A 26,478-nucleotide genomic window follows, 5' to 3' on the forward strand; every position below is an offset into this window, starting at 1 on the left:
ACAGAAACCTTACACGAAACTTATTCACGACTTTGCTTCTTTCGCGGCCTGGACTTACACGGAAAGCTACACGAATGCGTGACTATTGCCATTGGGCACTAGCTCTTTCCGTCGCTTGAAAAAACCACGCCGCCGTTCATGGGTTGCTTCTTCGCTGTACAGTCGCATCACCAAGTCCCGAAAACCTTTTGTGAAGGCCTCCACCGTCATACCATCGGGATAATAGTTTAGATCAAAGAGCGAGCATTTTTCCCAAGCCGTGTCATTGATCAAGCGTCCATCAGCCTTTAATTGGTCGTACAGAGGCGTTCCTGGGAACGGTGTCTGTATGGTGACTTGAACCTCATAGAGCCCACTGTCCTTGACGAACTGCTCAACCGCATCAAACTGGTTGCCCCCCTGACCATCCATTCCCAAAACGAAACACCCGTTGACCGTAATGCCTGCCCTTTGTATGCGGTCGATGGACCAGGCATATCGGTCTACTTGACGGGCCTTCCAATCAGCTTTCCGCTCCAGGCCCGACAATGCATCGATGGTGGGGCTCTCGAAGCCGACAAGGACCTGGGCACACCCGCTGTCTTGCATTAGCGCCAACATTTCTTCGTCTTCGGCGATAGACAGGTCGCTCTCTGTGAACCACCTCACTTGCCGTTTTGCGAGGGCCTTAAGCAGCGCCTTTGAGTGGGACTTGTTAACAAAAGAGTTGTCGTCGGCGAACTCAATGAACGGCTGTGGCCAGAGCATCTTTATGGCATCAATCTCCGCCATCACTTTGTCCACAGGCTTTACCTGATAGCGCGGAGTCAACCGAACCGACGACGCACAGAAGGAGCAATCATACGGACAGCCACGCTGAGTTTGGACGGTGAGGCGATTATATTGATTCGGATCAAGCAGATCGAACCTCGGCATTGGAGCGTTCGCTAAATCGAATACCTCGCCGCGTCCGTCATAGACGGAAGCAAGACAACCAGCCTTCAAGTCATCGAGCACCCGAGGCCAAACCGTTTCTGCCTCGCCGAGTACAATGGTGTCAGCATGGCGCTTGGCTTCGTCCGGCAATGCAGTGACGTGAAGACCTCCCATGATGGTTTTCACGTCACGGGCACGGTACAAGTCGCTCAGACGGTAGGCGTCCTTGATCCGCGCAGTATAACTGGCGATGGCAACAACATCGAAATCCTCATTGATCAGGTCAGGAGACGTCTCGTTCGGAAGCTCATGGTAGCTCACTTCGATATCTTGTGGCGCCATTCCAGCAAGGGTGAGCAACGATAGGCTGGGAAGGGAGGCGATCACTTTGCTGCGCTCCACAAAACCCGGCAATGTTAAACCAAATGACAAAAGTGTCTGGTCTTGAACACGCACGCCACTAACAGCGATAAGGCCAAGTCTGATAACTTGCTTCTTCATTGCAGTTCAATTTTCTGTCTCTGACGGTTTCGCCTTTCGTCCGTTGCGTAGCTCAGTTGCACGAGCCAGGATACGGCAAATATCGGAAAGAGAATCCAAGAGAAAAACGACAATATCCCGACGGTAGCATGTGTCCACCCCGCGGCTTCAGTGACCCCTGAGGCTATTTCTCCTGCCATAGTCCTTGGATAAGCGTCATCCGCTCGTATGCCTGACATCACATCAAAAGTGACATGTTCCAGGCTGAACATAGCGAGGATTATCATAATGCCCGAGAGAGGCAACATGGTGACTGTCAGCACGCCCCAGAACCTGAGACCCGCTGCTTTCGAGGCAAAATTGGATAGGAGTATGACCCTCCAAATCGCCACGATTGCCAGAAAAATCACGTTGGTTTTTGCCGCAATGTCCATCGGCAAGAAACTCTCTACTGGGATCGCGTATAGAAGCGCCGGTAGAGCCGTCATGCCAACGAATATAATCACTTGTACGTAGCTGATAGGACGCCGGGCAATGGGAAACAGCACCATCCATAGCAACGTGGACATCGCGAATAAATAGATTACCGATCCGAGTCCCAGATACTGTAGGAGGCGAGCGTCCGGACTATCCCAGTAACGCCCCATACCGACCACCCAAGTTACAATCAGGACATACCCAAAGTACCTCTTCCAATCCTCAGGAAGGGTGTCGATGGACTGCCTCAATGACAGGATGCGCAGTTGAGCCTCAAAGATGTCGCGCAGCAATTCCTCCCCAGACACCTCTTCGTGCGAGCGTATCCACTATGAATACGGCCAAAAAGCCATCATTTTAATACGACACAAAACCACATCCATCAAGATTATTTTACTCTATAACTTCTCTTTTTTTGTGCAGGCATGCAATGTATCATTAAAGGTTTTATCATTATATTCTCGTGCAATACTTAGTGGGCCTGGATATATGGAAATGGCAGGCATTACAGACACTTAATTCTCATCTTGACATTTGGAATGGGCGCCTGGCCCCCATAGACATCTTGTGCACCCCCTTAAATCTTTAACAATCTGCTGAGACAATAATCGAAAACTGAGTTACGATCGAGTGGTCGTTACCACAACAACGACGGCCCGATGAAACCCATCGGGCCGTTTTGCGATGGGGAGCCCGTCTACTCGGCGGCTTTCGGGGTGACGGGTTCCAAGTCCGGTTGGAGGGCCTGGCCCATGGAATTGATGTCGCCGCCGTCGATCCCTACTTCCTTGAGCAGGGAATCCACCAAGGGAGCCTGGGCCCGATAGCGCAGGGCCCCGTTGATCAGGTTATCGGCCAGATTGCCGCCGCCGGACAGGCTCTCGGACTCGCCACCACCTGCCCCGCCGTTGGCCGCGCCATTGTGAAGGCCGTCGATCTGGATCACCTTCATGCTGTCGATTTTCTCCATGGGCTTGACCGCCTCGGCGATGATGCCATCCAGGTTTTCGATCAGGGACAGCTTGATCTGCAAGGCCACCTGTTCGGGGGACAGCATGTTCTTGGCCTGATTGACCGCCGCCGTGCCCTCGGCCTCCACGTCATAGCGGACCTTGGCCGCCTCGGCCCGCAGGCGCTCGGCCTGGGCTTCGGCATCGGCGGAAATGCGCAGCTTGTCGGCCTCGCCCTGGGCTTCCTCGCGCAGCGCCTCGGCCCGGTCGGCGGCGGCCATCTTGTCGGCTTCGGCGGCGACCTTGATGCCGATGGCATCGCGCTCGGCTTCCTTGGCGGCCTCGATCAGTTCGATGCGCTTCTGCCGGTCGGCGGCTTCCTGTTCGCGGGCGGTGGTCACCTGTTCCTCGGCGGTAACCGCCTTGGCCAGCGCCAGATCGGCTTCCGCCTGGGCTTCCGACTGGGCCTTGGATTTCTCGGCGATGACGATGGCCCGATCCTGTTCCGCCAGTTCGACGGTCTTGGTCTTTTCCACCTGTTGGGTGGCGATGGTGCGTTCCTTGTCGATCTCCTTGGCCTTTACCTGGCGTTCCAGGTCGATGCGGTCCTCGGCCAGTTCCCGCTCGGCGGAAATCCGGGCCTTTTCCACGTTCTGCTTGGACAGGATCTCGGCCTGTTTGGCGGCCTGTTCCTGCTCGGCCCGCTGCTTGGCGATTTCGGCGTTCTGCGACGCGCGACGGATTTCCACTTCCCGTTCCTGGGCCAGCTTGGCGTATTCCTCCTCCCGCTTGATCTCCAGCGCCTCTTTCTCCGTTTCCAGATTCTTCAGCTTGATCTGGACATCTGTGTCGCGCTCCACGTCGTTGCGCATTTTCTTGCGTTGCTCGATAGACTCCGTCAGCCGGGTCAGACCCTCGGCGTCAAAGGCGTTGTCCGGATTGAAGTATCCCATCCCCGTCTGGTCGAGCCCGGTCAGAGACACGCTCTCCAGCTCCAAACCGTTCTTGAGCAGGTCCTCGGTGACCGCCTGTTGGACCTTTTGGACAAAGTCGATGCGCTTTTCGTGCAGTTCCTCCATGGTCATTTCCGCCGCCACGGCACGCAGGGCATCGACGAACTTGCCCTCCACCAGTTCCCGCAACTGGTCCGGATACATGGTCCGCAAACCCAGAGTCTGAGCCGCATTGGCGATAGATTCCAAGGACGGCTGCACGCGCACGTAAAATTCCGCCACCACGTCCACGCGCATGCGGTCTCGGGTGATCAGAGCCTGTTCATTCGCCCTTTGCACTTCCAGGCGCAGGGTGTTCATATTGACCTTGATGGTGTCATGCAGCACCGGGAATACCAGGGCACCGCCATTCATGATTACCTTCTGGCCACCGAAACCGGTGCGCACGAATGAGGTCTCCTTGGAGGCGCGCCGATAGAGCCGGGACAGGATTAATCCGATGGTCAGCAGGGCGATAACGATGATCAGCGCACTGCCGCCGATGCTGATCAAGCCGCCCATTTTATCCATTAAACTGTCCTGATTGGCCGGGATTTCGTATGCCATCTTTCTCCCCTTTCCTCATCGTGGTTATGGCAGGTCCGCCTGCCCCTGCGAACGATCGCTCAAACCTTCGGACGGATTGTGGATGCCCTGGAAGAATCCACCGTCGCGCCGAACCAGCAAAACTTCGCACCCCTGTTCAAAGACAGTCCCTTCCTCATCCGGTTGGACCATGACGTAATGGGTCTGCCGGTGACGGTCCGATACCCGTGCCTGAGCCGGACTGTCATGGGTCGCCTCACCGAGGGTAACGACGGCGATGCGGCCAACCAGGTCATCCAGGGACACCGCGTCGGTCTCGTCCCTGGGCATTAATTTCGCCAGTATTCCCGTGATGCCGGCCATTGTCGGCAGCGCGACGAGTGTTGCTCCCAGTGCGGCCACCACCATGGGAATCAACCCGCCCACCAGGATCAAGGCGATTTCCTGCAACACCATGCCGCCGAGACCAAAGGCGGTGAGAAAGACAATCAGCGAAACTAGCAAGGGCACTTGCCCAATCTTCAGCCAAGACAGCACCCCGCCAAGGATCGAAGGCGACGCCATGTCCGGTGCATCCACGTCGAGTTCCAGGTCCGGCAGCATGTTTTCCAACGCCTCGGACAACCCGGCCCCCATCAGTTGGCCCACGCCTTCGAGCACCGCCAGTATCAGCACGACCGCAATGGCGATGCTGAAAGGCAGGTTGGCGTCGGCGGTAAGAAAGGCGATCATCGAATGCCCGCTACTCGCTCATGCCGGACTTCAGGGCCGCCAAGCGTTCCTTGACCCGGTTCTGCCGCGACAACTGCTCCAGCTCCTGTAGCTGGTTGGCAGTTTTGGCATCGGGTGGGGTTCGCCCCATCACACCCAGGCTATTGTCCATGACCCGCTCGAACGTGGCATTGGCCTTGTCTACCGACGGGCCGACACCACCCGACAGTTCATCGGCGTCTCCGGTGGTGGATTCAGCCTTGGCGCGGGCGGTCTTAAACTCCGCCAGTTCCTCCTTCATTTCCCGCTTACGGGCCTGCAGGGCGGCGATATAGCCCTCCAATTCCTTTTCCCGTTCACCGGTCTCGGCAATGGACTGCTCCAACACAGGAATTTGCGCCTCGATATCCAGTTGATGGGAAATGGCGGCCTCGGCCAGATCGTCCCGTTGCTCGGCCACCGCCACTTCAATCTGGCTCCCCAGGGTTTCATGTTTGGTTTTTTTCTCCGCCAGGCGTTTCCCGGCGAGATGCTTGGCGGCGATGGCCTTGCCCAGTTCAGCCCGGACATCGTCAACAACCCGGTCCACCTCGCGCATGGCTTCCTCGAGCACCATTTCCGGTGCCGCGCCTTCGACCGCGTCCACAAGGGCATTCACGCCGCCACTGATGATCCGGCCCACGCGACCGGCAATTCCCTCTGCCATCCTGCATCTCCTATTCTGTTTGCCCCTTAACCCGCGCCGGATTCAAAATCATCGTTCTCTGACGACCACTCACCGACCGGTCGTTCCAAAGTGCGGTTTCGGTCACCCTCTCGTACAAAACCACCCTGTGATCGACCGATAAAACTATATTCAATAGTTGAGTATAATAGCAATTATTTCTTCAATTAAAAATATAATTTGATCCGCACTATTCCTTTAAAAAAGCACTCATAGCAGATACCTTTCACCCCTGCGTGTTATTCCACCCAACTCCCTTGCCTGGACATCTCCCATGGCGGTAGCTAGCATGCGCGCGCATTCATACAGAGGCTGTCATGACGAATGATTCTGAGCGATTGGTGGAACTGGAAATGCGGCTCGTGGAGCAAGAGCGACTGACCCAGGACCTGTCGGACATGGTAGCCGAGCAATGGAAGGTCATTGACGCACTGCGTCTGGTAACCGATCGGCTCAAGGACAGGGTCATCGCCGCCGAAGACCGGCTCGATGTCTCGGCGCCCCCGGCTCATGATCCTCCGCCGCACTACTGAGGTGTTTATGCTGCTCTTCTGGCGCATTGCCCGGGGTATACGGATACTGGCCCTTCTGTTGCTGACCGCCGGAACCGCCGCCGCCCAATCGCCGCCTCCAGAACCGAATAGTCTCGGCCTGGGCCCCGACGCCCAGCCGATCATGCAATTGATCCGCGCCATCGTCGAAAACGATCTGGAGCTGGCCCGCACCGCCCTGCGCCGGGGGGCCGATCCCGCCATGAAGGACGTGCGCGGTCTGACGCCCCTGGATATCGCCCGATTGCTCAAGCGCCCTAAGATCGCCGAGTTGATCGCCAAAGCGCAAAAAGGAGACAAGGGGCCGCTCAAGGAAGCCCTGGTGCTGGAACCTGAAAAACCCATTCCGGAAAACCAACCCGTCCTGCCAGGTGTCGAGGCTTACCTAGAGCAGTTGCCGGACGACGTCTTGTCCGACCACATCCCGGAGGTTCCGGATCCTCCCTCGCCAACGCCAACCATCAAAACACCGCCCGAGGTCAAATCGGTTTCACAGCCCACCGCCGCGAACGCCGCGCCAATGGCCGGGTCGCCACCCGAGAAACCGGTGGTCGCCCCACCGGCTCCAGCCCCTAAGACAATGGAACCGGTTGCGGAAACCGTGGCCGACGCGTTGAGCGGCGTGATGCTGGAGGCCTCTCCCGTTGTTCCGGCCCTCCCGGCGCCCGCCATTGATATTCCCCTCTCTGAAATGGAACCAACCATTCCTCATACCAGGGCAGTTGCCACAGCCCCGGTAGCCTCGGCGCCCGTGCCCGCGTTGCCCGTGCCCATGTCGCAAGAGGCCTCGTCGCAAGGGGTGCCGGGGGAAATCCTGGAAGAAGTCCCCGATCCCATAGGCATCGTTTCGGTTCCTCCGCCTCAAGTGCACAAGGCGCCCGCGCCGGAGAAACCCCGCCCAGTCCCGCCGAAACGGATCAAAACCGGGCCGATCCTTCAAGGCGTGACCTTGGGCCTGGGATCTCTGACCCTGGGACAGGAACGGTCCATCCCACCTTCCTGCATTCAGCGGCAAGAAATACTGTTCTGCCTTGAAGATTCGAAATGGAAAGGCGGAACTGCCGATCTGTTCAATGTGACGGAGATCCCCTTGCTGCAAGGCCAGCGGGTCCTTGTCCGCTATGCCACCAACCGGGTTGTCGCCATGCACAGCTTCTTTCCCAGCGCGAATTTCGACGCGGTGCGCGCCTATTTCAGCCGACGTCATGGCCCGCCCACCAACTCGGACCGGCGAACGATCCGCTTCACCGGCTATCCTTTCACGGAAAACAACATGGTCGCCTGGCGACATCGCCCCTTGAATGGCGGGCCGGAAGAAATCCTGCAAATTGTCGAGCATGCGCCGCGCCGGAGTCTGGGCGTCTTGCCCGATCATGGTCTCGTGCGAATTTTCCGCGCCAAGGATGACGACAAGATGGGTGTTCTCGGCCTTGAAGACCTGCAACTCCTCGCGGCACGCCTGGCGCAGGGAGGATCAAGAAACCCCGGTGACCCTGCACGCGCCCATTGATACCGGTTACCCCAGACCCGAAAGGGTCGCCACATGGCGTCGGGACAGGTTGACGTAGTGATTGATTCCGCGTTGGAAATCATTCATTTCCGCTTCGGTCAGATCGCGGATCTTCTTGGCCGGAACCCCGGCCCAGAGTTCTCCGGACGGGATGCGCTTGCCCGGTCCCAATAAAGCCCCCGCCGCCAGCATGGCCCGGCTTTCGATGACGGCGCCATCCATCACACAGGCCTTCATGCCAACGAAGCACTCGTTTTCCAGGGTCGCCCCATGGATCATGGCCATATGGCCCACCAAGACGTCATCGCCAATGGTCGTCGGCCATTTGGCCGTGGTCACATGGACCATGGAGTTGTCCTGGATATTGGTGCGGGCCCCGATGCGGATCCAGTTGACGTCGCCGCGCACGGTCACGCCGTACCAAACGGAGGCGTCGGCACCGATCTCCACATCTCCGATCACCGAGGCGCCCGGCGCGATAAAGGCGCTTTCAGCAATGCGCGGGAATTGCTCTTCAAACGGCAGGATGAGGGGTGTCATGGCCGACTCCTTCGCAGGTGCAAACAGGCCGCCATTCTATTTCAGCAGTTTCTGAATGTCCTTGAAAACCGGCGTCCCGGCCTCGCGCAACCATTCGAACAGCACCATTTCCGTGGAAACCACCTGCGCCCCGGCCCGGGCCATGCGCTCACAGGCCAGGCGGTGGTTCTCGGGACGGCGCGACGAAACCGCATCGGCAACCAAAAAGACCGCGACCCCGCTATCCAAGAGATCCGCAACAGTTTGCATGACGCATACATGAGCCTCGATCCCGATGACGATGGCTTGCGATCGATCCAGCGCCGTAAAAGCTTCGGACCAGCCCTGATCGCGACCGCAGGAAAAGCTGATCTTGTTCCTCACCTCCGCATCGCCCAGCACATTAGTGATGGCGGGAACCGTCGGCCCCAGGCCCTTTGGATACTGCTCCGAGATCAGCTTCGGTACTCCCAACAGACCGGCGGCGGTGATGAGCTTGGCACCGTTTTCCACCACTGATGTCGGGTCCGACATGGTTGGCAGCAGCCGTTCCTGAATGTCTATGACCAGAAGGGCAGAGCGATCAACCCGCATTAACATGACAAAAACTCCTCTATTCCACCGATTCTGTGTCACCAGGGCAACACTGTGACATTATGACAAGATTATGGCCCGCCTTTCATTGACTCGCCAAAGGAAGGGCCTAGTATCCGCTGCACTTGCACCATGGTATAATTCCAGGGCGGAATATCCAACGCGGGATATACATTTCCGGCCCAACACAGGATACAAACGAATATGGGTTTTGCGGATCTCGGATTAGGGGAAGACGTCCTGCGGGCTGTTTCCGACGCAGGATATGACAATCCCACGCCGATCCAGGAAAAGGCCATTCCGTTTGTTCTAATGAGCCGGGACATTCTCGGCTGTGCCCAAACAGGCACCGGCAAGACCGCCTCCTTTACCCTGCCGATGATCGATATTCTGGCCCATGGTCGGGCCAAGGCGCGCATGCCCCGGACCCTGATCCTGGAGCCAACCCGCGAACTGGCCGCTCAGGTGGCCGAGAATTTCGACAAATACGGCAAGTATCACAAGCTCAACAAGGTGCTGCTGATCGGCGGCGAGTCCATGCAAGAGCAGATGAAGGTCATGGAAAAGGGCGTCGATGTGTTGATCGCCACCCCGGGCCGCCTGCTCGATATGTTCGAACGCGGTGGCCTGCTCCTGCGCGACGTGAAAATTCTGGTCATCGACGAAGCCGACCGTATGCTCGACATGGGCTTTATCCCTGATGTGGAACGCATCGTGTCCTTGTTGCCGCCGTTGCGTCAGACCCTGTTCTTCTCCGCTACCATGCCGCCGGAAATCAAGCGTCTGGCCGATGCCTTCCTGAGCAATCCCAAGGAAATCAGCGTCGCGGCCCCGTCGTCGGCGGCGGAAACGGTCCGGCAGGCATTGATTGTTGTCGATCATGTGGAAGCGGCCAGAAGTGGACGCGGCGGTCCCAGCGGAGGACGGAGCGGCGGTCGAAGCGGCGGTGGTCGAGGGGGCCCGCGCGGCGGATCCACCAGCGGCCACAAGGAAAAACGCGCCGCGTTGCGGGCCTTGATTGCCCAGGAAGACGTACGGACCGCCTTTATTTTCTGTAATCGCAAGCGCGACGTGGGCGTGACATACCGCTCGCTGGTCAAACATGGTTTCAGCGTCGGCCAACTGCATGGCGACATGAGCCAGTCCGAACGCACCCAGATGCTCCACGCGTTCAAGAATGGCGAGGTCAAGCTGCTGGTCTGTTCCGATGTGGCCGCCCGTGGCATCGACGTGTCTGATTTGAGCCACGTTTTCAATTTTGATGTGCCGACCCATGCCGAGGACTATATCCACCGCATCGGTCGCACCGGGCGCGCCGGCAAGGAAGGCGTTGCTTTCACCCTCGCGGTTTCCGATGAAAGCAAATATATCGACGCCATTCAAAGACTGCTGAAGAAACCCATCGAACGGTTGGACGTGGTCGGATTGGTCAGCGGCACGTTGAAAGAGGGTGTTGGACGCCCCAAGGCTTCCAGCAACAAGTCTCCGAAAACACCCGCTCCGGAGGCTCCGGCCTCGGAACCCGAGGTGACTGAGGACAACGAAACCGGGGAAGTCCGCGTTCCGGAAACCCAAAATGCTGATGAAAAGCCCAAGCGGTCCCGCCGGAAACCTTCCGACAAGCCCGCTGACGCCGCCGACGAAGGCAAGGCCAAAGCTCCCGCCAGGAAGGCTGCCAAGCCGGCGAAAAAAGCTGAAGACAAGCCCCGGGGTCGCGGTCGTGGCCGGGATCGAGACACGGATAACAATCAGGTTGTCGGCCTGGGCGATCACGTTCCGGCCTTCTTATTGCGCGCGGTCAAGCTGGACAATTGATCCCAATTTAAAAGCGCCGTACAGTCCCAACTAACAAGAATCGCGGGGCGAGCTGTATGAATTGGCTTCTGTCAGATATGGGCTCAGCCTGGGCGGCGATGGTAGATCTTTTTACCATGGACGCCAGTCGCTTGGCTGAATGGGATATGATCCTGCGGCTCAGTTTGCAGGGGGTCCTTTTTGCCCTATCCGCATTTTTTTCCGGCTCCGAAACCGCGCTGTTTTCATTATCGCGCCTGGACCTGCAAAAGCTGCGCCGGGAACGCCATGATCAATCCGACAACCTGCACGCCCTGCTCGACCATCCACGTCGGCTGATTATCTCCATTCTCTGCGGCAATGAACTGGTCAATATCGCGGCCACCGCCAATCTGGCCAGCATCATGATCACCCTTTATGGCCCCGAGCGCGGCGGCTTGGTCAATGTGCTGGTGATGTTTCCGCTGGTGCTGCTGTTTGGCGAAGTTACGCCGAAAACCATCGCGGTATCCAACCCCATGCGTCTCAGCGCCGGGTTGGTCTCCGCCCCCATGACCCTGTGGGTAAGGCTGGTCACGCCGCTCCGGCGGGTCATCCGGATCGTCGCCGACAAGGTCACCACCTGGCTGGTGGGTGAGGAACGCCAACGGGAAAACATCCTCGGCGCGGATGAGTTCAGAATGGTTTTGGAAGAAGTGACCGCCGAGGGCATCCTTGACGGGACCGAACGGGTGATTATCGACAACCTGCTGGAAGCCAGCGAGGTGGAAATCGTCGAGATCATGACCCCGCGGAACCTGGTTGATTTCCTTTATGACAACATGGATGTTCCCACCGTGGTCGATCTGGTCAAGCAGTACCGCCACCCGCGACTGCCGGTCTGCCACGAGCAACGAGACAATTTGCTCGGCTTCATCCATGCCGAAGATATCTTGCGGTTGCTGCTTGACGAGGCCGACCTGGAAAAGATGACCCTTGATGAGCTGATGCACCCGCCCATCGTCGTGCCGCCGACCAAGGAAGTGGATGAGATGTTCGATTTCTTCCAGGCCAACAATGCGCGGGCGGCGGTGGTGCTCAATGAATTCGGCGGCGTTGACGGCCTGATTAGCATGCGCGACGTGCTCACCTATATCTTCGGCGAAGTGACCGAGGATGTGGACGGACAAGAGCACTACCGGGAACAGGACAATGATGTTTACGAGGTCAGCGGCCTGATGAAGCTGACCGATTTCAACGACCTCAGCACTTTTGGAATCGAAGATCCACGCATGACCACCGTCGGCGGCGTGGTATTCCGTTATCTGGACCGCCTGCCCAAGGTGGGCGATCAGGTGGATCTGGAAGACGGCATTACCGCCACGGTGCTGGAAATGGAAGGGCATAGACTAGCCCGTATTCGACTGGCCCGCGGCGGTGCCGTTGCCGTCGAGATCCCACAAGAGGAGCACGAGCATGGCTGATCTCCTGTGGGCCATCCCGGTGATGATTGTTCTGCTGCTGCTCAAGGGCTTTTTCTCGGGCTCGGAGATCGCGCTGGTCAATTCCGACCGCATCAAGCTGCGCGCCCGCGCCAAGCAGGGCGATCAGGGCGCACGTCTGGCCATCGACCTGCTCAAGAAGCCCGATGTTCTGCTCAGCACCACCTTGGTCGGCACCAACATGGCAACGGTGATTCTGACCACCATCGGCACCATGCTGATGATCCAGTTCTTCGGGTCGTTGGGGGATCTGTGGGCATTCCTGCTGTTTACACCGATCATGCTGATCTTTGGCGAAATCGTCCCCAAGAGTGTCTATCAGCAAAAGTCCGACACCATCACGCCGGTTATCATCCATCCCTTGCGCTGGTCGTCCTGGCTGTTTGCTCCGATCATTTTCATTTTCTCGCGCATCGCCCGATTTGCCGCTCGCCTGGTGGGCGGTGGCAAGCGGGAACAGACCATGTTCATCACCCGCGAACAGTTACAGTCGTTGGTGGAAATGGCCGAGCATGGCACTGCGCTCAGTGCCTTGGACCGGGGACAGGTACGCCGGGTGATCCGGTTCGCCGAAACAACCGTCGCCGAAGCCATGATCCCCACCGCCGAAGTCACGGCCCTGTCCCGCACCGGAACCACTGCTGATGCCATTCAACTGGTACGCCGCCATGGCTATAACCGCCTGCCGGTTTATGAACGTTCTTCCAATAACATTATCGGCATCGTCACCTTGTCCACCTGGGACCTGATGGATGCGGAAACCCAGACCCGCACCCTGGACGATTTGATCAAGCCGGCACTCTATGTATCGCCCAACCAAACCATTGACGAGCTACTGCCGGTGCTGAATAAGCGCACCGATCACATGGCCATTGTGGTCGATGAATTCGGTTCGGCGGTGGGCATGATCACCATGGAAGACATTGTCGAGGAAGTGGTCGGCGAAATCGACGTGGGTTACGACTTCGAAGAATACCTGCCGCGCCGCAAGCGCACCGTGGAGGAAGTGGAAACCGGCATCTTTTTGATGGACTCCCGGCTTTCCATCTCCGAAGCCTCGGAGGTCCTCGACATACCCCTGCCGGCCAAGGAATTCCATACCCTGGGCGGCATGGTCATCGGTCGTCTGCGGCATATCCCCAAAACAGGTGAATCCATCACCGAGAACGGCTTCCGCTTTGTCGTCGAGGAAGCCACCGAACGCAGCATCGTCAAGCTGCGGGTCGAAGCGGAATAGGTCCTAAAGCCTTTCGTGTTTCATATGACCCATTGTGATGGTCTCCGGTGAGTCGAACCGCCAGGAAAGGTCCCGAAAGCGATGCGGCGCATCGGTGAGGGAGCTTGACGCCGCGGGCGGCCACCGGAGGCCACTGGAGACCACCCTGCGGGCCGATCCTTTTGCCCAGATCACGTCGAGTTTGATCGGATTCGATCAAACATGAAAAACGTGATCGATTCCAACAAGGTCGCGCGTGTCTAGCGCGTCATATTAAACCCGAAAGACTTTAGATCATGTCCGCGGCAAGGCAGGCTTTCCCAGGCTCGGAAGCTCCGCGTTTGGTCTGTAATCTCTAAAGATAGACTTCCGTCGGCGGTGGAAAGCCGTTGAAGCCTACCGAGGCATAGGTGCTGGTATAGGCTCCGGCAGATTCGATGCGGAGTTTGTCCCCGGCCTTCAGGCTGAGCGGCATCCGGTAATCCGCCTTTTCGTATAGGATATCAGCACCGTCGCAGGTGGGGCCGGCCAGATGGACCGGACCGGTGGGATCGCCGTCGCGATCACTGACAAAGTCATACTGGATGGCCTCGCCCATGCATTCCGCCAGACCGCCGAACAGCCCCACGTCCAGATAGACCCAGCGGGTTTTGTCGTCATGGGTCTTGCGCGACACCAACACCACTTCGGTTTCCAACACACCGGCATCGGCGATGATGGAGCGCCCGGGTTCGATGATCATATCGGGCATGGCATTACCGAAATGCGCGTGCATGGCGCTCATGATGGCTTCGGCAAATTCGTCCACCGACGGAACATCCCGGCGGTAGCGCACCGGGAAGCCGCCGCCCAGATTGAGCATCCGCAGGTCAACGCCCTGCTCGCGCAGATCTGTAAAGACCATGGCGGCATCGGCAATGGCCGCTTGCCATTGATCGGGGTCGGTTTGCTGCGAGCCTACGTGGAAGGAGACACCATGAGCGACCAAGCCCAGGTCCCGTGCTTTGAGCAGTAGGTCCTTGGCCATGTCGGCGGCGCAGCCAAATTTGCGCGACAGCGGCCAGTCGGCCCCCTTATTTTCCACCAGCAAGCGGCAATAGACCCGCGCGCCCGGCGCGTTCTCAGCCAGCTTGATCAGTTCCTCTTCGGCATCAAAAGCAAACAGATCCACTCCCAGCGCATGCGCCCGGGCAATATGAGCCGCCTTCTTGATGGTATTGCCAAAGGACAGACGGGCCGCGTCGGCCCCGGCTTCCAAGCAGGATTCCACCTCGAAGATGCTCGCCGCATCGAAATGGGAACCCAGACCCGTCAGCCGTTCCAAAACAGGTGCGGCGGGATTGGCTTTCACCGCGTAATAGATTTGTGCGGAGGGCAGAGCCCGCCGCAAACGCTCATAATTGCTTTCAACCTGATCCAGGTCGACCACCAGACAGGGTGTTTCGGGCCGCTCACTTGCGAGATAACGGGAAATCTTCGGCGTCATTTTCAGGCAGGTCTCATGCTCATTTCGGAAGGATCAATCGCATTCCGCCAAGGTTTTGGCGGCCGATCACCGACTGGAATGAGGATTACGGCGTCCCATCAAAGCCATATAGGACAGTGCCGGGCGATGCCGGGCATCCCAGGCACAGGCTGGACAGGCCTGGGCTGCCGCGTCGCGGAAGTCGTTGAAGTTGGTCAACCAACACATGGCTTTTCCCTCCCGGGGGCCGTCCGGACACACCGGCGATCGCCCCAAAAAAGAACGCCTTGCGACGTCATATGGCCCGGATACAGATCCCAAGACCGCTTGTACGAGCGCCTGCGTCAAGGGCGGGATTTATACAGATCCCGCCCTAAAAGAAAAGCAAAAAACGCCTCATGATTGGGATGCTTCTAATTTCGCAGGATCCGCCCCACTTCGCCGAAAAGCTCCACCCGGTCGCGGCCCGCCTTCTTGGCCAGGTACAAAGCCTCGTCAGCCTCGTTGACCAGATCGTGCATGCTCATATTCTTGCGGCCGGCAACGCAGGTGACCCCAATGGAGACCGTGAACCCGAAAGTGTCTTCGCCGGAGGTCACATGCAGCATGGATACCAGGTCGCGCAGCCGCTCGGCCAAGACCATGGCCTTGTCCATGGAAGTGTTGGGCAGCAACACGCCGAATTCCTCGCCGCCAACCCGTCCGAAGGTATCGCTGGCCCGCAATTGCGGTTTGATGGCATCCACGAAGGTCACCAGGGCCGCATCACCTGCGGCATGTCCATAGGTGTCATTGATCTTCTTGAAGTGATCCAGGTCAAACAACAGCAGGGACAAGGAAACGTCATACCGCTGGGTGCGCTCGATCTCGTCGGCCACCCGCTCCATGAAATAGCGACGATTGAAAATCTGGGTCAGATAATCATGAATGGCCATGGAGCGCAGTTCGGCTTCCAGATGTTTCTGCCGACTGACATCGAAGAAACTCACGACCGCCGCCACAACATGGCCGTCCTGCAATACCGGATAGGAATAGCATTCCACCGGCAACGCGGTCCCATCGCGACGGATCAAGGACTCATCACTTAGGGTCACCGCCTTGCCGCTACGCGTCACTTGATGCAAGGCACATTGGACCAACGGCATTGGTTCGCCGTCCGGATGCTTATGATGCACCATTTGGTGAATGGGTTTGCCGATCAGGTCTTCCGGCTCGTCATAGCCGAGCATCCGCACCGCCGCCGGGTTGATCATCAAGCATACGCCGTTGGGATCGATCTCGTAGATTCCTTCTCCGGCGTTGTCGAGAATGGAGCGGATTGTCTCCTCGCGCTCGGCCAGAATAATTTCGGATTTGCGGCGGGCGCTGATCTCGTTCTCCAGATCGCGGGTACGCTGTTCGATGATCTGTTCACGGGCCTGTTTCTCCCGTTCCAGACCCACCACCCGCGACCGGAAAAAACCAAGGCTCAACCAGGTCAGTCCCGTCAGCGCCATGAAGGCAAGAATATGCAAGCCGACGACCGTGGATTGCCGCTCAGATACGAACTCAACGATATAGTCGCCAGGGAATGAAACGCTCAGACCGCCTCGAACGTCGCCCACTCGATAGCCCTGCACCTGGTGGCAGGTCAGGCAGGGCTCTTCGACGATCAACGGCGCCATGAATCGGAACACGCCATGCGCGCCGCCATCGGCAATGGTAACCCGTTGAGTTTCCCCGGACTCAAATGCCCTCAGCGCTTCGGCTTCCCAGGCGTCGGCCCGATTGGCGGGATTGAGAGGATTGAGGCTGGTCAGATGGATGTTGACCTTGCCCAAGGCCAGCAGATCCCCCAACTGACGGGTCATATAGGCCGGATTGACCAAGGTCAGGGCCACGCCCGATGGGGTTGTGATGTCCCGATCTTGAACCTTCAAATAGGGATTAGGGGGAGAATCATCGGTGGCGGGCACATAGACTCCGCCATGTTGGGTGTTCCATTTGCGGGAGGTCTGAATGAGCTCATAGACCAACTGCCCCCGCATCACGGCCATTTCCAGCCCATGATCCCTTATTTGTTTAATGTTCCAGAGATAGGTGACATAGGCCACGGTTCCCCAAACCAACGCCACCAAAGCCCATAGAAAGACAGTTCTCTTCATTCCGTTTGGCATGGTCCCTCGCAAAACGCCCTGACCGATTGACGGTCGGTGCCTCGATTCCATGATTTCCCAAACGAAGCCTCTTATTGTTATATCGGGCGCTTGGCGCGCCTCTTTTGATGACTGGAATATTACGGAAGTTTGATAGAAGAACCTGTGATGATGCTCACACTATAGTATAGCATTTGGCGTTGTTATCATGTGGAATTAGTCAAAGGTGGACGTATTTATTGTTTCAATAAAGGGCCTTAGGATTGAAACGAAATTTGTAGATAAAATTTGATCAAAAGCGACAAATTGGGCTGAAATAATTTCCCGTCGATCCATATGCAGGATTGGAACCTGATCAATTCGCAGAACAAAGCAATCGGTTCGATCCCGGCCTTCCTGGACCTGGACAACGAAGGTTAGGTCCTCGGCGGCAACCCGCAATCCCAGTTCCTCGCCCAATTCCCGGGCCGCGGCGTGGCGCGGAAGTTCCCCCGCATGTAAATAGCCGCCGGGCAAAGACAGACCCCGTCGATAAGAGGGCTGCACCACCAACACCGATTCGTCATGGATAATCGCGACCACGGCCCCGTGGGTGGAGCGCCCGGTTAGTCGCCAGACCAGACGGGCCAGGGGATAGGCCAAGCGGTAAAAAAGACGCCAGGCCCCGTCGATCATGGCATCAGATCAATCCGGCCAGAGGGGAGGACGGATCGGCATAGCTCTTCTTCGGCATGCGACCGGCCAGGTAGGACAAGCGCCCAGCCTCAATGGCCAGCTTCATGGCCTTGGCCATCTTGATGGGATCCTTGGCGCCGGCAATGGCTGTATTCATCAAAACGCCATCACAGCCCAGTTCCATGGCCACCGCCGCATCGGATGCCGAGCCGACACCCGCGTCCACCAGCACCGGAACCGAGGATTGCTCCTTGATCAGCCGGATATTGACCGGATTGAGAATGCCCAGGCCGGACCCGATCAGGGACCCCAAAGGCATGATGGCGACGCAGCCCATGTCTTCGAGCCGCTTGGCGGCAATGGGATCGTCGGAGCAATAGACCATGACCTTGAAACCATCCTCGATCAGCGCCTCGGCGGCGGCGAAAGTTTCCGCCATGTTGGGATAGAGGGTCTTCTGATCCCCCAACACCTCAAGCTTGACCAGGTCCCAGCCCCCCGCCTCGCGGGCCAGCCGCAAGGTGCGCACGGCCTCGTCGGCGGTATAGCAGCCTGCGGTGTTGGGCAGGTAGGTATAGACTTTGGGGTCCACATAATCCACCAGCATGGGCTGATTGGGGTCGGTCAGGTTCACCCGACGCACGGCAACGGTGACGATTTCCGCTCCCGAGGCCTCGATGGCTGCCTTGGTCTCCTCGAAATCCTTGTACTTGCCGGTTCCCACCAGCAGCCGCGACCAGAATTTCCGGTCGGCAACCTCGAAAAAGTCGTCGTCGCTCAATTGAGCTCCCCCCCCAATGAAATGCACGATTTCCAGTTTGTCTCCGTCCCCCAGACCCACGGAATCGTAGGTGGACTTGGGAACGATCTCCAGATTGCGCTCCACCGCCACCTTGGTCGGATCAAGACCAATGCTCACCAGCAGCTGCGCCACCGACAACGGCCCATCGAGATCTTTTTGTTCGCCGTTGATGGTCACCTGCATGAACGGGGTCCTTTCCTTTGGAATCGGTGCTGAAATCGGACCTGGAATATGGACCTGAGGCGCCCCGTATTCAACCCGCTAGAGCGGCCTGTACCCCAACCGCAAACCGCCCCAATGGCGTCCCTGGACCATGATCGGCGCGGCGACCTCTTTCATGATGACGTATTCGCCGCCGCCCATATGTCGGCGATAGACCTGTAACAGGTGCGGCTTGGTATTTTGCGCCGAGGCCAGTCCCGTGCGGTCGTCGAAGATCCGCCGGTTGCGGCAATGGGCATCGTTCCATACCGGATCACGCCCTTGGGGATGGGAAAACTTGCGGTTATGGGTCGGCAGATAGCCATTGCGATCGACGGCGGCACAAAAGATCACCCTCGGATCTAACGCCAGCATCCCTTCTTGTAGCGAGGGAAGAAGCCGGTCGGTCAAAGTCAGGAATCGGCTACGCACCTGGGGAGGATCAGTGGCCGGGATCGGCTCATAGCTCTCGTCGAACAGGTCTTCCAGGGTCAAACGCCCTTCGCTCAAAGCCTGCTCGAACATCGCCGAGACGCGGTCCGCTCCCGCCACCACCGCATCGATGAACGGCGTATCGTCTGTTGGCACGCCTGACGAGGCAATATCCTCCATCAGTTCCTCGCCCCGATCGCGCATGCCCCGGAGCCGACCATCCGCCTCGCGCAGACTGGTGGCCGACAGGTTGATGGAATTCGATAGCCGGTCCACATCCTCAAGCACGGTTTCACAGGCCGCGCGATTGTCGCCGGCGGCCATGGCAATATGCTCCACCTCCTCGGTGACCGAGGCAACGTGCTTGTCCAGGCGCTCGACGATCTCGATCACATGGGCGGAGCCGTCACTGGCAACCTCGGCCTGATTGGAAGCATTGAGACTGATACCCCGCAGGACGTCTATTTCATCGGTCAGGGTATGAACGGTTTCGCCAATTTTCTGGGTTGCCTGCCGGGTTTGGTCGGCCAGCCTTTTGACCTCTCCAGCAACGACGGCGAAGCCCTTTCCCGCATCGCCGGCGCGGGCCGCTTCGATGGTCGCGTTCAAGGCCAACAGATTGGTCTGCTTGGCAATGGCTTCGATGGCCCCGGAGACCTGGGCCACCCCGCCCAACGCCTGAGTCAGGGTTTCGAATTGCTCGGCGATTCGGTGAACACCGGTCACCAGTTCCTGAATATTCTGTATGGCGGTATCGACCGCGCGTCGGGAATCACAGATATCGTCTTCCACCGACATGGTCACGCCAAGAGCCTTGGTGGCCGCCTCGCCGATGCCCGAATTGGTATCGATCATGCCCTGAGCCGCATCTTGCAATCGCGCGGCCTGTTCAACGCGCACACCGGCCTGCTGGCTGATGTCATCCATGTGCCCAGCAATATCGGCCACATCGATACCCAAGGCGCAAAACCGCCGGGTCACCGCTGCCAGCAGATCCCGATAGGTCTCCAGATTCTCGTTCGCACTCATTCCTGCGGCCGGATTTCCCGGCTCTCCCCGCCCGACAATCGGGGACGGAGCGGTGCTTCCCTCGGCAGGCGCCAAGTCTTACTCCCCACCATTTTCATTTTGACGTTTCTCGTTGCGGACAGTTTAACAACAGCCTTTGGCGGTGAGCAAGAATTCTACTTTGGAATAACGCTAAAGAAGGGCCGCCAGGCTACAGCATATGCTGGCCACCGGTGACCCAGATCTCGGTGCCGGTCACATAGGAGGCATCCTCGGAACAGAGGTAATAAATAGTGGTCGCGGTTTCCTTGGCCGTTCCCATGCGGCCCATGGGAATGCGCGGGATCAGCACCTCGTATTCCGGCTGCACCATTTCCGTTTCGATCTCGCCGGGGGCCACCGCATTGACCCGCACGCCAAGAGCGGCGAACTCATTGGCCATTTCCCGCGTCAGCGCCGAGAGAGCCGCCTTGGAAATAGAATAGGCCGATCCGGCAAAGGGGTGAATCTCATGTCCGGCAATGGAGGTGATATTGACGATGGCCCCTTGCCCCCGATGCAGCGCTGCGGCAAAGCCCCTGGATAAGCGCAAACCGGCGAAGAAATTCAATTCGAACACATCCCGCCAGGCCTTCAAGTCCCCGTTCAGGCATCCCAGACGTTCCTTGAAGGACGTCTTTGGCGACATGCCGGCATTGTTGACCAAGGCATGCAGCGGCCGGTCGCCCAGATAGGTATTCACTTCGTCAATGAAGTTGGCGGTGCTATCGCCATCGGCAAGATCCGTGGGCACATGCACCGTCCATCGCGGGTCACGACCGCATTCCGGCGGTACCTCACCCCGAGCGCAGGTAATGATTTCCCAGCCTCGCTCAAAGAACAGCAATGCCGTGGCATGCCCGATGCCGCGACTGGCACCCGTAATCACCACGGTTTTTCGCTCGTTGGACATTGGCTTTCCCACCCTTGGCCTGCCCGAAGGATCGCAACCGCGAGCCCATCCGTCAACCAAACCTATTTACTCATGACCCTGTTACGGCCGCATTCCTTGGCCAGATGAAGAGCCGAGTCAGCCCGCTGGATAGCGGCTTCGAGATTGGGTTCATCCCGGTTCCAAGTGGCACAACCGATGCTGACGGTCATGGAAATCTCCAGACCGGCGTGTAGGGCCGGCGTTTCAGAGACTTTGTGCCGCAACCGCTCGGCCAACGAGATCGCATCCAGCATCGTCGTTTCCGGCAAGGTGGCCACGAACTCCTCTCCGCCAAAGCGGCAGAGGATATCGCTCGCCCGGAGAAAAGGAGTAATGGTCTCGACGAACGCACGCAGGACCGTGTCTCCCGCGGGATGGCCATATTTTTCATTGATCGCCTTGAAATTATCCAGGTCCATGATGATCACGGACAGTGCATGATTGAACCGGCGGCAACGCGCCACTTCGGCGTCGGCGACTGAAAAGAATTGGCGGCGATTATACGCGCCGGTCAAGGGATCGCTATGGGACAGTATACGGAGCTTCTTCTTCAATTCCCGCTTTTCGGAAATGTCTTCTTGAATGCCTATGAAGTGGGTGATCTTGCCGGACGCATCGACGATCGGAGAGATCTGTCCCTCGGTCCAATAGTAGCTGCCATCTTTGCGACGATTATGGAAGACCCCGCGCCAGGTGCGTCCCGAGGAGATAGTGTCCCACAAGTTTTTGTATTCCTCCGGCGCGGTTTCTCCTGATTTCAGCTTTCGGGGGTTTTCGCCGATCATCTCTTTGGCGCCATAGCCCGAGATCTCGGAAAATCGGAGATTGATATACTCCGCAATGCCCTCGGTATCCGTGATAATCACCCCGGCCGGACTCTGTTCCACGCCGACAAACAGGATCCGCAGATAGCTCTCGGCGATTTCCCGGCTGGTTCGAGCCTGAGCGGTTTGCCAGATTCCGTATGCTGTCAGCAATAAGATGCCGACGAAGGCGGTCAGCAGTGTTCTGTTTTCCAACGCTTGGGCCAGGGAATAATTTAGGTCATCGGGGCCAAAACGCGATAGCAGCACCCAGGACTGTTTTAAAGGCCTCGCCTCCCCACTGGAAACGAATGGGGTGACCATCGGATTTTCCATGCTTCCTTTGATAATCGCCTGAGGTTTTAGGCGCCTGAAAACAAACAGCTCTCCCTCCGATTCGGCGCGTCCCCATTCTTGATCGCCAATTTGCTTCCACGCATGGGAATTCTCCCGTGCAAAGGAATCTCCGTGGTCGAACATAAAACCCCATTCCCGCTCCGGGTTCGGGTGATGCAACCAGAAACCTTGCTCATTGACCATCGAATAGCGTCTCAGTCTGGCCTCGGATAACTGGGACGTAAACCGGTGGAGCATCTTCTGGGCCAGATAGTTAAGAACAAGGACTCCCCGCCTCTTGCCGGCGGCGTCATCCAATGGCAAGGCGATGCGCAGCATGGGCTTCAAAGGGCGCTCGATCAGGCCATTTTCCTTGTTCAGATCGAGCGGAGAAATATAAATCTCACGCTCTCCCTGGTTCATGGTCTCCTTGAAATAATAGCGATCGCCTTTGTTCTGTAGTTGGTTTGCAGGAACCACCTTCGGTTGTCCTTCGTTGTAATTTATTCGCACAACCTCCAGTCCGTCAGAATCCAAAAAACGAATTTGGTCGTAGAGGCGCCGGTCGGTAGTAAAATTGAGAAACCGATACTCCAATTCGTAGCGCCTTCCCTCGTCGGGATCGGCGAGGTACTGCTGCATTTCATAGCTATCGGCCAACACCAGCGCATCGCTGACCAGGATTTCCAGGTCACGCTCCATCAAGGTTTTGACCAGGCGCATATGCGCCGCTTCATCGGTCAATCGCAATTCCACTCGCCGCTCGTGTTCGGCAATCTGGAACAGAAAGAATATACCAACCAACAGGGCTGCAATCGGCACATAGTACAAGGCGAACCGTCGCAACACCTTTCCGGTCGCAGCGGAATCAAAGATTTGGGGTATGGAGGCGGTATCGTCTCGAATCGTCATGGCAAGGAAACGGGCCCACAACAGGGTCAGGGGAAAGAGCCATAGCATAGCCATTCCACCATCCATTGGCTATGCCGGGTATGGGCCTTGCCAAGCCACGAAGACCGGGCCAACCTGTTGCCATGTGTTCCCGATTCAACAACGGCGGTTCACCACAAGAACTGCAACAGCGCTTTGGCGACTGGGACTGGCCGGACCCCCTGCCCAATGGCGATCAACGCCCGACGGATTCCGTTCTCACGCTGGATATCCAAGAAGGCGCCCGCCTGCTCGCCTGGGGCATTCCCTCCCCTTTCGACGGCAAGCCGCTGATCAATGCGCGCTCGGAAACCCTGGAGATCAAACAGACATTCCGCCCCTTGCTTCAGCGCCGGGTCCTGGTCCCGGCAAGCTTTTACTATGAATGGCGCAAGGATGGAAAACGCTCACTCAAGAACCGGATCGGGCGCCCGGATGGGGCCTACATGGCCCTGGCGGGTCTCACTGACGGGCGCTTCCTGACCATTGTCACCTGTGCGCCGTCCCCGAGCATCGCGCACATCCATGGACGCATGCCGGTCATCCTTGATGAATCCCTCGAACGGGACTGGATGAACAACCAGATTGGTTTTGGGACGATCCAGCCTGCCCTGGCGCCGGCACCGGATCATCTGCTCAGCGCCGTCGAGGACCAGCCACCGCCAGACCCGCAGATGTCATTATTCTGACACCAAGATCAATGTGCCATCAAAACCGGAAGGCTGGCTTCTTCGAGAATGTGACGGGTCACTCCGCCCAAAACCATTTCCCAAACGCGGGAATGGGAATAGGCGCCCATAACCAGCAGGTCGGCTTCCACCTTGCCGCATTCTCCCAGTAAGGCTTCACCGATAGAGAGGCCTCCTGGCGAAAATACCAACGATGTGGTCGTCACTCCGTGCCAGGACAGATAGGTGGCCACCTCGCCCACGTCTTGCTCTTCGTCATTCTCTGATTCGGCACTGAGCAGGTAGACCGCCTCGGCCTGCAACAGAAATGGCATGGCCGCCGACACGGCCCGCGTCGCTTCGGCGCTGCCGTTCCAAGCCACCACAATCCTGCGCCCCATATGGTCTGGGACCATGCTGGGGGTCATCAACACCGGCTTGCCGGTTTCATACAGCGCCGCATTGAGGGTCTGGTCCGCGGCTCCGTCTCTGCCATCGGTCGGAAAGGGCAGCAACACCAGGTCCCGCACCCGTCCCGAGCGGGCAATGACCTCGTCTTCGCGACCGGTGACTTCGCGCCAACTGGCCGATACGTCATTGGGGCCCGGCGGTTGATCCGCCACGGTCACATTGTTGGCCGTGGTTGCCTCATCGAACAAATTCCGTGCGGCGGAAGCCAAATCAGCGGATTCCTTCTCCGCCAGTTCCATCATCTCTTCGATCATGGCCCCGGACATGCCCTCGCCGAGCATGGGCAGTGCATTTTTGGGATCGGATTTGACGTGGATCACATCCACATGGGCCATGAAATCGCGCCCCAGGCCTATGGCGGCATCCAGTGCCGAACGTGCACTGTCGGAGCCATCGACCGGCACCAGGATGGTTCTGAGTGTCATCGGTTTTCTCCTTTGCCAATGGGGCCTAACCCCTTCTCCGGTAATAGTATCTCACCTGGAGAGCAGGGGGGCAAAGGGAAACGGAGCGGCTATAGGCCGATCAGAGCGAGACCTTTGGCCAGGGTCTCTTCGCGGGCACCACCACTATCCACGGGCGCCCAGGACATTTCCCCCAGATCATAGTTCAATTGTCCGGCCAAGACCTCTGGCGTCGCATCGGAAGCATTCCGAGTCCGTTTGGCAATGCGCTCGGCCATGACCGCCGGGTCGGCCGAAAGCCACAGTCCATCAAAGGGCACGCCCGCCGCTTTCGCCGCCTTGGCCGCCTGTTCCCTTTCTTCCGGCTTGGCGAAAACCGCGTCCAGAACCACGGAGCGTCCGGCGGCCAGGACCTTGGCCGCCTCCTCCCATAGGGCGCCATAGGTCTTTTCGCTCATTTCCGGTGCATAGGCCTCGGCGGGCAGACGCTCGAACAGCCCCACGCCCCACAGCCGCTTGCGCAGAACATCGGTGCGCAGGACCACCGCACCGGGGCCGTCATGGAGAGCCGGCGCCAGCTCGCGGGCCATACGCGATTTGCCACTGCCGGAGAGCCCGCCCACGGCCACCATCCGTGGCGTCGCAGGCTCCAGGTAGGCCAGGGCCCGATCCAGATAGGCGCGCGACTCGGTAATGATGACCTGTCTTTCCGCCTCATCCTGAATGGTCGCCATGGCGGCACCGCCCACCTGGGCCCGAATGGCCGCCCGCACCGATTGGAACAAGGGCAGGGCGGCCAGCCCGCCCGTATCGCCGGTCAAATCCAAATAGCGATTGAACAGAATACCCGATTGCCGCTTCAGCCCTTGGTGCTCCAGATCCATCAGCAAGAATGCCAGGTCATAGAGCACATCAATATGAGAGATGGCCGGGTTGAACTCGATGCCGTCGAACAGAATCGGCCTCAGGCTGGCGGGATCGCCCCCCAGGCAGGCATCCCCCTGCCCCATGAGGCAGATATTGCGTAGGTGCAGATCCCCGTGGCAATGACGAACCGAGCCGCTTTCCCGTCGCGCTTCCAACATAGTCCGCAAGCCATCCAACGCCGCCAGAGATTGGGACTCCAAAGTCGCGACCGCCGTTGGATCGAACATGCCGTTTGGTGCTTCGGCAAAACAATCGGCGTTGCTGCCGATGATAAAGCCGGTGCCATCGTGACCACCATATTGGGATGTCGAATCGCTCTGACGGTGAAATCGCGCAATGACTTCGGCCAGATCCTCCATCAACCGCCGGGTCAATTGGCCCCTTTGGGCCATGCGATCAAACAGGTTCTCCTCGTCAAAGCGGACCATTTCCACCAGCCAGTCCACCGGATTGCCGAGTCCCGCCAGTGCCAGACTCCCATTGATCTCGCGTGTCACGGGCAGGACGCCGATGTATAGATCCGGGGCGGCGCGGCTGTTGGCGTTGACTTCTTCTAGACAGGCTTCGTGGCGCAGATCGGCGGTGGAGAAATCCAGGTATGAAAACCGCACCGCCCTTTTCAGCTTGAACACCCGGCAGCCGACCTTGAACACCGCCGAGATATGGGTGTCCAGGCGCTCCACCGGCGCTCGGGCACTGGTCTCATAGGACTCAACGCGGGACAGAAAATCCAGAACTTCCGACTGGTCTTCAACGATCATCGCCACCTCCGGCCCGCAGATTACACC

Annotated in this window: 23 protein-coding genes; 6 read left to right on the plus strand and 17 right to left on the minus strand. The window is 58.2% G+C overall.

Annotation, left to right across the window (positions count from 1 at the left end; genetic code table 11):
- Positions 1-66 precede the first annotated feature (66 nt).
- The 5 genes from MGMAQ_RS12140 to MGMAQ_RS12160 form a co-directional block, all read right to left on the minus strand.
- Complete coding sequence (locus MGMAQ_RS12140) at positions 67-1,416, minus strand: B12-binding domain-containing radical SAM protein (protein WP_198409120.1); 1,350 nt, start codon at positions 1,414-1,416, stop codon at positions 67-69.
- Positions 1,413-2,165 (minus strand): hypothetical protein, encoded by a 753-nt coding sequence (locus tag MGMAQ_RS12145; RefSeq protein ID WP_046021739.1) that lies wholly within the window; start codon positions 2,163-2,165, stop codon positions 1,413-1,415. Before MGMAQ_RS12145 ends, MGMAQ_RS12140 begins: the two co-directional genes overlap by 4 nt.
- A 404-nt stretch (positions 2,166-2,569) precedes the next feature.
- Positions 2,570-4,381 carry a flotillin family protein gene (locus tag MGMAQ_RS12150; RefSeq protein ID WP_215905388.1) on the minus strand — a complete coding sequence of 604 codons (1,812 nt, stop codon included), beginning with the start codon at positions 4,379-4,381 and terminating at the stop codon, positions 2,570-2,572.
- A 24-nt stretch (positions 4,382-4,405) separates the two neighbouring features.
- Positions 4,406-5,092: a YqiJ family protein gene (locus MGMAQ_RS12155; protein WP_046021740.1), complete on the minus strand. Its 687-nt coding sequence runs from the start codon at positions 5,090-5,092 to the stop codon at positions 4,406-4,408.
- Between the two features lie 10 nt (positions 5,093-5,102).
- Positions 5,103-5,777 carry a PspA/IM30 family protein gene (locus MGMAQ_RS12160; RefSeq protein ID WP_046021741.1) on the minus strand — a complete coding sequence of 225 codons (675 nt, stop codon included), beginning with the start codon at positions 5,775-5,777 and terminating at the stop codon, positions 5,103-5,105.
- A gap of 335 nt (positions 5,778-6,112) precedes the next feature.
- On the opposite strand from MGMAQ_RS12160, the gene MGMAQ_RS12165 reads away from it, so the two are divergent.
- Positions 6,113-6,328 carry a SlyX family protein gene (locus MGMAQ_RS12165; RefSeq protein ID WP_046021742.1) on the plus strand — a complete coding sequence of 72 codons (216 nt, stop codon included), beginning with the start codon at positions 6,113-6,115 and terminating at the stop codon, positions 6,326-6,328.
- A gap of 7 nt (positions 6,329-6,335) precedes the next feature.
- The gene (locus MGMAQ_RS12170) at positions 6,336-7,856 is read left to right on the plus strand and encodes an ankyrin repeat domain-containing protein (RefSeq protein WP_046021743.1); all 1,521 of its coding nucleotides are present in this window, start codon (positions 6,336-6,338) and stop codon (positions 7,854-7,856) included.
- Between the two features lie 6 nt (positions 7,857-7,862).
- Here the strand turns inward: MGMAQ_RS12170 and MGMAQ_RS12175 are convergent, their stop codons facing one another.
- Together MGMAQ_RS12175 and MGMAQ_RS12180 are read right to left on the minus strand one after the other, a co-directional pair.
- On the minus strand, positions 7,863-8,396 hold the full coding sequence (locus MGMAQ_RS12175) for a gamma carbonic anhydrase family protein (protein WP_046021744.1): 534 nt from the start codon (positions 8,394-8,396) through the stop codon (positions 7,863-7,865).
- Between the two features lie 36 nt (positions 8,397-8,432).
- The gene (locus MGMAQ_RS12180; protein ID WP_046021745.1) at positions 8,433-8,975 is read right to left on the minus strand and encodes a hydrolase; all 543 of its coding nucleotides are present in this window, start codon (positions 8,973-8,975) and stop codon (positions 8,433-8,435) included.
- Between the two features lie 198 nt (positions 8,976-9,173).
- Here MGMAQ_RS12180 and MGMAQ_RS21395 point away from each other — a divergent pair, with 198 nt between their 5' ends.
- The 3 genes from MGMAQ_RS21395 to MGMAQ_RS12195 all read left to right on the plus strand — a co-directional run bounded on the left by MGMAQ_RS21395 (position 9,174) and on the right by MGMAQ_RS12195 (position 13,481).
- Complete coding sequence (locus MGMAQ_RS21395; RefSeq protein ID WP_046021746.1) at positions 9,174-10,784, plus strand: DEAD/DEAH box helicase; 1,611 nt, start codon at positions 9,174-9,176, stop codon at positions 10,782-10,784.
- 131 nt (positions 10,785-10,915) lie between these two features.
- Complete coding sequence (locus tag MGMAQ_RS12190) at positions 10,916-12,226, plus strand: hemolysin family protein (protein ID WP_158498851.1); 1,311 nt, start codon at positions 10,916-10,918, stop codon at positions 12,224-12,226.
- The gene (locus tag MGMAQ_RS12195) at positions 12,219-13,481 is read left to right on the plus strand and encodes a hemolysin family protein (protein ID WP_046021748.1); all 1,263 of its coding nucleotides are present in this window, start codon (positions 12,219-12,221) and stop codon (positions 13,479-13,481) included. Before MGMAQ_RS12190 ends, MGMAQ_RS12195 begins: the two co-directional genes overlap by 8 nt.
- A gap of 334 nt (positions 13,482-13,815) precedes the next feature.
- Here the strand turns inward: MGMAQ_RS12195 and MGMAQ_RS12200 are convergent, their stop codons facing one another.
- The 8 genes from MGMAQ_RS12200 to MGMAQ_RS19685 form a co-directional block, all read right to left on the minus strand.
- Positions 13,816-14,946: a type III PLP-dependent enzyme gene (locus MGMAQ_RS12200; protein WP_046021749.1), complete on the minus strand. Its 1,131-nt coding sequence runs from the start codon at positions 14,944-14,946 to the stop codon at positions 13,816-13,818.
- Positions 14,947-15,012: 66 nt separating this feature from the next.
- A complete protein-coding gene (locus MGMAQ_RS21105) occupies positions 15,013-15,153 on the minus strand; it encodes a hypothetical protein (protein ID WP_158498852.1) in 141 nt (46 codons plus the stop codon).
- A gap of 185 nt (positions 15,154-15,338) precedes the next feature.
- Positions 15,339-17,069: a diguanylate cyclase gene (locus MGMAQ_RS12205; RefSeq protein WP_046021750.1), complete on the minus strand. Its 1,731-nt coding sequence runs from the start codon at positions 17,067-17,069 to the stop codon at positions 15,339-15,341.
- Positions 17,070-17,276: 207 nt separating this feature from the next.
- Entirely contained in the window at positions 17,277-17,735 is a 459-nt protein-coding gene (locus MGMAQ_RS12210) for an NUDIX domain-containing protein (RefSeq protein ID WP_052716367.1), read from the minus strand.
- A 4-nt stretch (positions 17,736-17,739) separates the two neighbouring features.
- Complete coding sequence (thiS, locus tag MGMAQ_RS12215) at positions 17,740-18,720, minus strand: sulfur carrier protein ThiS (RefSeq protein ID WP_046021751.1); 981 nt, start codon at positions 18,718-18,720, stop codon at positions 17,740-17,742.
- A gap of 78 nt (positions 18,721-18,798) precedes the next feature.
- Positions 18,799-20,199 carry a methyl-accepting chemotaxis protein gene (locus MGMAQ_RS12220; RefSeq protein ID WP_052716368.1) on the minus strand — a complete coding sequence of 467 codons (1,401 nt, stop codon included), beginning with the start codon at positions 20,197-20,199 and terminating at the stop codon, positions 18,799-18,801.
- A 190-nt stretch (positions 20,200-20,389) separates the two neighbouring features.
- Positions 20,390-21,130: an SDR family NAD(P)-dependent oxidoreductase gene (locus MGMAQ_RS12225; protein WP_046021752.1), complete on the minus strand. Its 741-nt coding sequence runs from the start codon at positions 21,128-21,130 to the stop codon at positions 20,390-20,392.
- A 62-nt stretch (positions 21,131-21,192) separates the two neighbouring features.
- Positions 21,193-22,992, minus strand: coding sequence for a sensor domain-containing diguanylate cyclase (locus tag MGMAQ_RS19685; protein ID WP_158498853.1), 1,800 nt, complete (start codon positions 22,990-22,992; stop codon positions 21,193-21,195).
- A gap of 332 nt (positions 22,993-23,324) precedes the next feature.
- On the opposite strand from MGMAQ_RS19685, the gene MGMAQ_RS12235 reads away from it, so the two are divergent.
- Entirely contained in the window at positions 23,325-23,909 is a 585-nt protein-coding gene (locus MGMAQ_RS12235) for an SOS response-associated peptidase (protein ID WP_046021753.1), read from the plus strand.
- 8 nt (positions 23,910-23,917) lie between these two features.
- Here MGMAQ_RS12235 and MGMAQ_RS12240 read toward each other — a convergent pair whose 3' ends face one another.
- Both MGMAQ_RS12240 and MGMAQ_RS12245 read right to left on the minus strand, forming a co-directional pair.
- Positions 23,918-24,784 (minus strand): universal stress protein, encoded by an 867-nt coding sequence (locus tag MGMAQ_RS12240; RefSeq protein WP_046021754.1) that lies wholly within the window; start codon positions 24,782-24,784, stop codon positions 23,918-23,920.
- An 89-nt stretch (positions 24,785-24,873) separates the two neighbouring features.
- The gene (locus tag MGMAQ_RS12245) at positions 24,874-26,451 is read right to left on the minus strand and encodes a bifunctional aminoglycoside phosphotransferase/ATP-binding protein (protein WP_046021755.1); all 1,578 of its coding nucleotides are present in this window, start codon (positions 26,449-26,451) and stop codon (positions 24,874-24,876) included.
- Positions 26,452-26,478: the final 27 nt, after the last annotated feature.

It is taken from the genome of Magnetospira sp. QH-2 (assembly GCF_000968135.1).
GTDB lineage: Bacteria > Pseudomonadota > Alphaproteobacteria > Rhodospirillales > Magnetospiraceae > Magnetospira.